Annotated in this window: 10 protein-coding genes; 6 read left to right on the top strand and 4 right to left on the bottom strand. The window is 31.9% G+C overall.

Annotated elements, in window-relative coordinates; genetic code table 11:
- From LBN07_00340 to LBN07_00315, 6 genes are all read left to right on the top strand, one after another.
- Positions 1–424: hypothetical protein (locus tag LBN07_00340; GenBank protein MDR0849921.1), on the top strand; the 424-nt coding region annotated here is incomplete at its 5' end.
- 12 nt (positions 425–436) lie between these two features.
- Complete coding sequence (locus LBN07_00335) at positions 437–823, top strand: hypothetical protein (GenBank protein ID MDR0849920.1); 387 nt, start codon at positions 437–439, stop codon at positions 821–823.
- Between the two features lie 69 nt (positions 824–892).
- Complete coding sequence (locus LBN07_00330) at positions 893–1,084, top strand: hypothetical protein (GenBank protein ID MDR0849919.1); 192 nt, start codon at positions 893–895, stop codon at positions 1,082–1,084.
- Positions 1,081–1,773, top strand: a complete 693-nt coding sequence (locus LBN07_00325) for an RHS repeat-associated core domain-containing protein (GenBank protein MDR0849918.1) — start codon at positions 1,081–1,083, stop codon at positions 1,771–1,773. Before LBN07_00330 ends, LBN07_00325 begins: the two co-directional genes overlap by 4 nt.
- Positions 1,774–1,788: 15 nt before the next feature.
- Positions 1,789–2,313, top strand: coding sequence for a hypothetical protein (locus LBN07_00320; protein MDR0849917.1), 525 nt, complete (start codon positions 1,789–1,791; stop codon positions 2,311–2,313).
- A gap of 52 nt (positions 2,314–2,365) precedes the next feature.
- Positions 2,366–2,542, top strand: a complete 177-nt coding sequence (locus LBN07_00315; GenBank protein MDR0849916.1) for a hypothetical protein — start codon at positions 2,366–2,368, stop codon at positions 2,540–2,542.
- A gap of 448 nt (positions 2,543–2,990) precedes the next feature.
- On the opposite strand, the gene LBN07_00310 is transcribed toward LBN07_00315, so the two are convergent.
- The 4 genes from LBN07_00310 to LBN07_00295 form a co-directional block, all read right to left on the bottom strand.
- Positions 2,991–3,842, bottom strand: coding sequence for a radical SAM protein (locus LBN07_00310; GenBank protein ID MDR0849915.1), 852 nt, complete (start codon positions 3,840–3,842; stop codon positions 2,991–2,993).
- Positions 3,843–3,851: 9 nt separating this feature from the next.
- Positions 3,852–5,993: a histidine phosphatase family protein gene (locus tag LBN07_00305; GenBank protein MDR0849914.1), complete on the bottom strand. Its 2,142-nt coding sequence runs from the start codon at positions 5,991–5,993 to the stop codon at positions 3,852–3,854.
- Positions 5,981–6,952, bottom strand: a complete 972-nt coding sequence (locus tag LBN07_00300) for a hypothetical protein (protein MDR0849913.1) — start codon at positions 6,950–6,952, stop codon at positions 5,981–5,983. The genes LBN07_00305 and LBN07_00300 overlap by 13 nt, the downstream gene beginning before the upstream one ends.
- A 201-nt stretch (positions 6,953–7,153) precedes the next feature.
- Positions 7,154–7,879 carry a Type 1 glutamine amidotransferase-like domain-containing protein gene (locus tag LBN07_00295; GenBank protein ID MDR0849912.1) on the bottom strand — a complete coding sequence of 242 codons (726 nt, stop codon included), beginning with the start codon at positions 7,877–7,879 and terminating at the stop codon, positions 7,154–7,156.
- Positions 7,880–8,198 lie beyond the last annotated feature (319 nt).

Raw genomic sequence — 8,198 nt, 5'->3', positions numbered from 1 at the left:
CATATCTACCGTTGGAATAATATACAACTTAGCCACAGCCGAAAGCTTCTACGCTGCAGGATATATGCTGGGCGGTGTCACCGCAGATGCAATGTTGATAGCGGCAAGCTATGGGGCGGGGGCAGCAATTGGGGCGGGAGCGAAGATGTTGACTCCGAAATTTAACTTTGTGTCAAAAGCAAAATTAAATAATCATTTTAATCAACATGGTGCTGGAATGGGATATAAAACAAAAGCAGGTTATGTAAGAGGTGCAAATTCTGTAATAAAAAAAGGAACATATATTGAAAGTCTAAATGGTTATGTTTTACGTACTTCGATTGGTAGTGGGAACAATGTTCTTTTTGTTGGTATGAACAGAGCGGGAACGGCGATTACAACATTTCACATTAAAAGCATTGCAAAATTGCTAAGAATGCTTTAAGGGGGCAAAGAGATGTATATAAAAAAAATATCTGATTACGACGGATATACTGCTAATGTGATTGTAACAGATGGTACATATAATTTGATTTGTTTTTATTGTGGTTATACAAATGGTTTGGATAAAGAGATTCATGAGAATATAGAAGTGAAAGAAATATCAGCAATGTTTAGCAAGAATATTATGCGTATTAATAAATCTGAATACCTTATTCAAAAAAAATACGGTAAGGGTGAGCATTTTGCATATTATTTGCAAGGCAAAGTACTGGATTTAACAACACCATTAATTGGCATTGGAAAACTGACAGTAGAACTTGATTCGCCTTTACCTAAAGATATTGCGCAAGATGAATTTATTGAATTTAGTGTAGATAGATTAGATTGTTTTCTAGATTAAAGACAACCAAACCAATGCTACTTGTTAAATTATTGTAATCTCTTATAAATAATTTAAAAGGAGGTTTATATGAATTATAATCTAATTGCTGGCGCTTATGAACTTGGTTATCTGATGGGTCGATGGTTAGGTATTGCTACTATAATTGCTCTTGTAGTTCTTAGCATTTTCCTTGTTAAGAAATGGGCCAAGAAAAAACAAAACAATAATATGAGTGAAAACAACAATGAAAGGGAAGATGATAAAACTAATGATAAATAACCAACACTAACCCCTTCAGATACCGCAGTTATTATTATGACAATGAAACAGGCTTTTACTATCTGCAATCACGTTACTACGACCCAAGCATAGGAAGGTTTATTAATGCTGATGAACCAAGTGCATTGTATAGTAATGCCGGAATGACTTTTGGAGTTAACCTTTACGCGTATTGTCTGAATAACCCTGTGATGTATATGGACCCTAGTGGGTATTCTGCTACAGCGGCCACAGCGGCAGGATCTTCTTGGCTTTTGGGATTGGGACCCGTTGGTTGGGCCATATTTGGAATAGTAGTTGCAGTAGTTGCAGTAGTTGTAGTAGTAGATGTAGTATTGATAGTTAACAATTGGGAAGCTATACAAAACTTCGTAGCGACCCCGGGTTTGATAAGAGATTGGGGAAGCAGTCCTGCAAACCCAGCAGTGACAATCCCCGTTCCAGATAATACAGGCGTATTTACTTGGGATATTCCGGGGGCGAGGGATGTGTATAAATTTTATAATCAACCAAAACCACATAGAAAACATAAGGGAGGTGACAAACATTCACAAGCCCAGAGGGCTAGAAAACTTCAGCAAGGCGGACAGAAGAAAGTGATTAATGGTAGATTCAAACCTAGAAACCCGAGTATGTTTATATTTTGGGATATAAATAACCCATATGGTCATAAAAACTTATTATATTAAAGGAGAATGAATAATATGAAAAAAAATGATTTTAAGAAAGGTGAATTCATAGCAATTTATACTGATGTTGAAGGTGAGGATTGGGCTTTGGGTGAAGTTATTGCCGTAGATGACGAAGATGTCATAATAAGCAGTGTTCATCCATTAGGTTTAGATGATGGCTTAGCGCTATATAATATTAGTATTATACGCAAAATTGAAAAAGAAACACAATATAATACCAAAATACAAAAAATAATGAAAGCAAAAAATACTTGTTTAGCAAGATACAATTTTAAAAGTAAGAAAATTTTGCTGGAGTTATTAGCTTTGGCTAAAGATACTAAAAAAATTATTAGTGTTGAGTTGCAAAATGAAGAAAGTGATTACGAGCCATATGGATTGGTTGAATCTTTTGATGACGTAACATGTACAATAAAGCTTATTGATATGTTCGGACGAAAAGATGGAGTAAGTATTTTTTCGATAGAAGACATCTCTGCAATTATGTATAATAGTTTAAAATCAAGGGATATTTTGTGGCTAATGGAAAACCAATAATACACAACAAAAAAACGGATTAACTATCTTTTTGATTGTTTAAAAGCTATAAATAAAACATAGTAGAAGCTACTACTATGACAACGAAACTAATTTATACTACCTAAATTCAAGGTATTACGACCCAGAATATGGTAGATTTATTAATGCAGATGAACCAAGTATGCTGTATGAGACAGGGGGAATATCGGGTGGAGCTAATTTGTATGCGTATTGTGAACTTTTTTGAGTATATCGTCATTGCAGCAATCAGCAACAAAATGCAGGGAGATAAAATTGAACAAAAGAAAAAGAGGGGCTAAATGCCCTCTCTTTTTTTATTGAAGAAACTATGCGGAACTATTAAGCCAAAATAGTCTTTTGCGATAAATAGTTCGTATGGCTCCTTGTTGGCGGAGAGTTAGGGATTCGAACCCCAGAAGGCTTTCACCTTAATGGTTTTCAAGGCTTTTAGACAACTTACTTTTAGTTATTTCCGATTGCTGTTGTATCGCTTTTAATCCCTTCTAAAATATAAATTGCGGACATAAAACTGCCTATTTCAATGGCTTCTCTACCCTCTGTCGTTGCTAAGTATTATATCAGCATTAAGACCAAAAATCAAACCAAAAAAGCAACGTTATTTTTCTACCAATCAATTTGGTAGAAATTTAGGTAGAAAAATTAGCAGATAATGTTTACTTGCTCTTCTCCAATTGGCTATAATATCTTGCTGCCATTTGTCCACAGCCGGCATTAATATCTTTCCCAGCTGGATTAAACTCATAATAATTAATTTGCTTCTCATCGAGAATTTTTTTGAATTGTGAGAAATTATCTGATGATCTAAAGAATCCGTCTTTTATAGGGCTATAGTGGGTTAGATTCACTGTGTCGCCTTCTTCCAAATAATCACAGAATTCTTTTGCATTTTGTTCGCTGTCATTTACGCCATTAAGTAAAACATAATTCCAACATAATTCTTGACTAGATATTTTTTTATATTGATTTGCCACATCCCTTAATTCAGACATGGACCTATGTACAGGGATTATTTTTTTTCGTGTATCATCATTTGACGCATGCAAACTTATCTTTAATATATACTTTTGAAAATCTTTAATTTCATTTGCAAGTTGTAATATTAGTTCTGAATTAATTCCAGTAGTAGCTAATGAAAAGATACTGTTTGGATATCGGCTATTCAGCTCTTTCGTGGAAGCTAAAACATTCTCATAATTTAATAATGGTTCCCCAACTCCCATGCAACCAAATTTGATTGGTTTCCCCCGATTATCAATGTCTAAATCATTTATTACATTAACACACTGATTAATAATTTCATCTTTAGTAAGATTTCTATAAAAATTCTTATTGACACCGTTATAACAAAATCCGCATGCAACAGGACAGCCTATTTGCGACGAATAGCAGATGAAGTGCTCGCCATCATTTATATAAGCTGTTTCTATAATATAGTCATCAGATGTTTTTTGTAAAAACTTTTTTGTACTTCCATCTACAGATTCTAATTTCTCTATAATTTCCACAATTCTCTCCTATTTTTGTGTAATTTCTTCCAACTGTATGCCATGTCCAACAGCCTTTAGGTTGTCATTTAAATATTCTAATTTGCAATAGCTAATATCTTGATACGGTTTTGCCGCAATTTTTGAATATACATTACTTATTGCGGCACCATGTGTTATAATTGCTACATTTTTATAAGGTGTAGCGCAAATTATATAGTTTATGAATTTCATGAATCTTTCAATCAAATTATTAATACTTTCGCCACCCTTGATGCATACAGAGTGATCTGTCAAAGCCAATTGAATTTCCGGTTGTTTCAAAAACTCAGCAATTGGTATTTTTATTTCTTGATACATTCCCATGTTTAAACCACGTAATTCCTTATGAAATGAAAAGGGGACATTTAATTTCTTATCTGCCGAAATTACAGTTTCCATAACTCTTTTCATATCCGAACCATAAATTCGTTCAATATTATTTTTCTTTAAAAACTTTGACAAGGTTAAAATTTGTTTTAAGCCTCTTTCGCTAAAAACGGTTTTTATGGACTTTGATTGCCCCTTGATTATCTTGGCAATGTTAAAATCAGTCTCACCATGCCTTATCAAATAAATTATTTTTTTCTTATCTTTTTGGGCATTAGTGAATCTGTCTAATTTTTTCATTAACATAACTCTTTTTGTCAGTCGTCTTTGCAGATTGCTTTCCGGTTCGTGCCCAATGCCTTTCACCAACTTAGCATATTCTCTTATGTCCATAATATTGTTTTTGTTCAATTCATAATGTCCACGATTTACTAAATTTAAAAAATCGTTGAACCTTACATCACTTTGTTCTTTCCTTAATTCCTGTCGAAATACCGAATGACTTGAACGGTTATATTGTTGTCTTAATTTTGTTTTATCTAAACATAATGTATTAATAAACTCCTTTGGCAATTTAAATAAAGCCTGTTTATTAATCCTGTTTTCTTTGATGTAATCTTGTAAAACGCGCAAGTTATAGTATAGCCTTATTTTCTCATCTTCAAACAGTAGTGTGCCGGCATAATCTCTTATGCTTACTGCTTTTGTTAATGTCACAGTCTTAGGTGAGATTTCAGAAATAATACTCTCTCTATATTTTGAACCTTTCTCAATGAATGATAGCGTTATCAAATCTTTAGTCGTATTATCAAGTATCGTATCGTAGTTGTCTTCATAAATATTCAATAGGTTATCCTGCACACGATTTTGCCATGTGCAAACATTACCATTATATTCTACTATCCAATCCAACCCACACTTGCCATTTAAATTAAAAACAAGAGCTGGAAAATTGCTTTGAGATTGATCTAAATCGTCGTTATAAACATTTATTGTATTATAAATAGATTTCCTGTCATATAAATTTGGCATTAGACTTGGCTCAAAAAATCTTGCTTTTCCTAAAATAACTTCATATCCAGAAGGTAACATGATTTTATATTTCCATGGTATAATTTTGACAACATTATCATCATCGGATTGATTTTTCCCAATTGTTTCAATTTTGTATCCACCAAAATATTTCTCTAGATAGTTATACAGCGTATTATCTCCAGTAAAGGTCTTTAACTGAAGAGTGAAAACTTTATCGTTCTTATATTTTTCTTCAAATATTTTCAATAGATTGATTAAAGGACGTTCTCCTAGTGTAATGCTATGGTCACGGCTTACACTTAGTCTTATTGAAATACGCGATTTACTCTTTCTTTTTTCAATAGACTTTTGAATTTCTTCTAAATATTCTTCAGCATTTTTTTTATCCAAAGCCCAGCTGCCACTTGTTACTAAAATTATCCTGTCAGCCTCTATATTTTCAATACTTTTTAAAATGGCTCCTCTTTCTAGAAATGGCTCGCCGCCACCGGAAATCTGTAGATATCCAACATTAGCATCATTAGCAAATTTAATAAACTTATCAATTGCCTCATAGTTCAATCTATTTTGTATATCACCATCTTTATTCTCCGGTGATGGAGATTTAAAAAAACAAAATGGACATCCCACACCACAATATGAAGTAAAAAAAACACAAATTAAAGATCTCCCACTAATTTTATCATAATTTGGAACGATTAAATTTTCGCATTGTAATAGTTTTTCTCTATAAAATTGAGGATCCTCGAAAATATTTACTTCGTCCATGTGTTCTCACTTTCAAAATTATTCTCTTTGAATTGCAGTTCCACATATTTATTCATATAGTCTAAAGTCTGATTGTCATCTATATCAAGCCTATCTTGCCAAAATGATACTGCATCATTATATTTTTTGAATTTAGCACGAATATTATGAGCGTGATTGCTTTCATGGCGAGATAATTTATGAACATTTTCATTTTGTAATGTGGCAACTGCAATCATACTATCGGCGAACTTAATTTCTTCAATAGACTGCATATCAAAAACATCCGCCATTCTCGAGCTTGCAATTGCCGAATCATTACCGAACTTACACATAGATAGAGTTAAACCTCCAATGCCCATGTCAACTGCAAGCTTATTGTGTTCATTTTCCATCAAAACTATTGCCGCCGTATTAATAAATTCATTGGTACCTTGCTTGCGCATTGCAATATTAAAATCTCTACCAAATATGCCATAGGCGTCTAAACCATATTTATGTTTATAATGCGCTTTATCAGTATCAAATTCCATAACTACATTATTATCTACATTTTTCGTCGCTTCAATCAAGTCTTTATCTTGTGAGCATATTCGAATGCGTAAATCATCAGGGGATATACCTAAATATTCTTTATCCATCAAATACTCAAATGTATCACCTACAACTTTCTCAATGTTCGGCTTTGTTAAAGTACCCATCATTCTAAAACAAGAACCAAATTTATCAAAATCCATCGTTGTTATTTTTTTTATTCTTTGAGTCCTTAAACAATCTTGAATTAACGAATGTCCATTGTTTGATATGTTGTCATCTAAAACGAAACGCTTTAGAGGTGAAATTTTTGAGCCAATAAAATCAACTGTCGGGTCAACCCTTGAGGTTATCCTAAATGGTTGTTCTTTTACATAACCTTTTAGACGAAAACATTCATTAAAACTGTTCTCAACAAAGTCTAAATAATCACTATACTTTTTCATTGCCTTTAATTATAAGATAGAATAATAACATTGTCAACACTTAATTTTTCGCTACGCATTTAATTTTGCCTGAGCATTTGTTTTTCTCATAAAGAAGTGAGAAAAATCATAATATGTGTTCCTTCCAACAGTAATTTTTGTTATTAGACATATGCATCAATCAACCCAGTAAGTATTTATGATATTTAGAAAAGCATTATATTATTTTTTGACCTCCAACTTATTTACTTTTTTATTCTTTATTATATAGATATTACCAAAATATTGTATTCTATCTGCTAGAAAAATATAAGAGTCATTATTAAAAGCTATAATCTCATTACCAACACTTAATTCCAACAAATATTTCATCGCGTCAGTACCACCTCGTGTATATTTTTTATTCTCACCATCAAAGTGGGGGATTATAATTTTATCAAAAAAACCAAGACCATTCAAAAAATACTTTGATAAGCTATTCTTGTTAATTTCCTCTAAATTTTCAGGGAAACTTACCACTCTATTACATAAATTCATTGCACCGCTAGATGCACCAACTAGCAAGCCAGTGTAATTTTTTAAATGTTCATTTAAATTTATTTCATTTAAAAATTTTGATTGTATATCAACTTTGCCTCCAGACAAAAAAATTAAATCCGCATCCTTTATTATCTCTGGAGCATCATTCTTATTTCGATTGTCAAGAATAGTTTTCTTTTCAAAATCAATTTTTGAAAGTTTTAGAGATTCAAATAACAAATTACCATAAAAATTATTAATCTCTAATGTTTCAGGATTGCTGACAATAAATACAAGGTTTTTATATCGCAATGTATATTTTTTTATGTTTGTTAAAAATAAATTAGAGTCAGCAAATGGCACAGCATACTTATTGCCTTGTTGATCTTTTTGAATATTATTAAAATCACTCGCCAATATAAGTTTCATATCAAATTCCCCTTTTATCTCAAATTTAATTCTTCTATCATTATTTTATATTTCTTATTATAGCAGAATTATTACATTTTACAAATTAAACTTTTATTAAATTGATTAATAGTTGGTCAAAGAATCCTCCATCACAAATCAAAGGATTAAATCTTTTTTTGCGACATAGTTCATAAAACATACAAGCCCCCTTTAAATTTGTCATTAAATCCAATCTGACTGAGTTCCTATATTTTTCTGTAATATTTTTGTATTTAATTTGTTAATTATTCGCGCCAAAGGAAAGGGAGAAAAAAAGTCTTTTTTCAACTTTTTTTGT

The sequence above is a fragment of the Christensenellaceae bacterium genome (genome assembly GCA_031260975.1).
GTDB lineage: Bacteria > Bacillota > Clostridia > Christensenellales > UBA1242 > JAISKJ01.
Note: the sequence above shows the minus strand (reverse complement) of the source record. Positions and strands in the feature narration are given on the sequence as shown.

Excerpts from the sequence above, each read along its gene's own strand:
- LBN07_00335 (MDR0849920.1), top strand. The coding sequence starts at position 437 with ATGTATATAAAAAAAATATCTGATTACGACGGATATACTGCTAATGTG.
- LBN07_00330 (MDR0849919.1), top strand. The coding sequence starts at position 893 with ATGAATTATAATCTAATTGCTGGCGCTTATGAACTTGGTTATCTGATG.
- LBN07_00320 (MDR0849917.1), top strand. The coding sequence starts at position 1,789 with ATGAAAAAAAATGATTTTAAGAAAGGTGAATTCATAGCAATTTATACT.
- LBN07_00305 (MDR0849914.1), bottom strand. The coding sequence starts at position 5,993 with ATGGACGAAGTAAATATTTTCGAGGATCCTCAATTTTATAGAGAAAAA.
- LBN07_00300 (MDR0849913.1), bottom strand. The coding sequence starts at position 6,952 with ATGAAAAAGTATAGTGATTATTTAGACTTTGTTGAGAACAGTTTTAAT.
- LBN07_00295 (MDR0849912.1), bottom strand. The coding sequence starts at position 7,879 with ATGAAACTTATATTGGCGAGTGATTTTAATAATATTCAAAAAGATCAA.